General features: G+C 65.9%; 1 protein-coding gene. It reads left to right on the forward strand.

Features of this window, described 5'->3' with window-relative positions:
• The coding region (locus ACFYZF_RS30645) for a LuxR C-terminal-related transcriptional regulator (RefSeq protein WP_387026671.1) at positions 1–1026 on the forward strand (1026 nt) is incomplete at its 5' end.
• Positions 1027–1110 lie beyond the last annotated feature (84 nt).

Below are 1110 nucleotides of genomic sequence, written 5' to 3' on the forward strand. Positions count from 1 at the left end.
GCCGCCGTGGCTGTCGACGACTCCGCTATCAACGCGGTGACGGCACTGGTCAAGGCCAAGATCGCGCTGTGTGACGGCCGTATTGATGAGGCCGGGAGTCTGTGTGACATGGGTATGTTCGTGGCGAACGATCCGCGTTACGCGTCGTGGGCTCCGATCGGGAACATGGTGCGTGCGATCACCGCGATGCGGCGTGGGGAACTCGCCACGATGATTCATCATGCCAATCAGCTCAAAGAGGATGTGCTTTTCGGTCGGGATCCCTTTCCCTGGGCCTCGCCCGCGTGGCTCGTCGTCCAGATCATCGAGGCGGAGAAGGGCTGGGAGGTGGCCGTCCCGCTCGCTCGTGCGCTCCTCGAATCGGAGGCGTCGACTCGGGGTTTCCTGCTGTCCGAGCCCACGGCGGCGTCGTTCGTCGTGCGTATCCTGCTGCGGGCGGACGACCGGGAAACCGCCCAGCGCGTCCGGCGTTGCGCGGCGGCGCTCGCCGCGGAGAACCCGGACATCCACGCTATCTCGGCCGCCGCCCTGCACCTCGATGCGCTGCTCGAGAGGGACGTCAACCTGCTCCAACAGGCCGTCGTCTCCGGCTGCGACACGTGGACCCGCGCCTCGGTGAACGAGGACATCGGCGATCTCCTGTCCGAGAGCTCCGAAGAGTTCCGGCTGGTCTGCACGCACTACGAGACGGCCATGCGTTCCTACGCGGACGTGGGCTCCCCGCGCGACTCGTCTCGGGTCCGCAGCAAGTTGCGGCGCCACGACACGTCCAAGGCCGCGGCGAGGTTCTGGCCCAGCAGCCGGATCCCCGCGCTGACCGACACCGAATACGCGGTGGCCGAGTTGGTGGCGGGAGGACTCACCAACGCCGAGGTCGCCGGCAAGATGTTCCTGTCTCGCCACACCGTCGCCTTCCACCTCCGCAAGATCTTCCAAAAGGTCGGCGCCAAATCCCGCATCGAACTCGCGGTCATGTGGAAGCAACTGGTCGGACGAGAAAGCCTCGACATCTCGTGCCACTACTAGCATCCTGAACCCTTGACGCGGGCAGCCGACAACCGATCCAACGATCCGACCAGCGGGCCTGATCCACACGAAGGACCTGGGATC

Source organism: Micromonospora sp. NPDC001898 (assembly GCF_042891255.1).
Taxonomy (GTDB): Bacteria; Actinomycetota; Actinomycetes; order Mycobacteriales; family Micromonosporaceae; genus Micromonospora.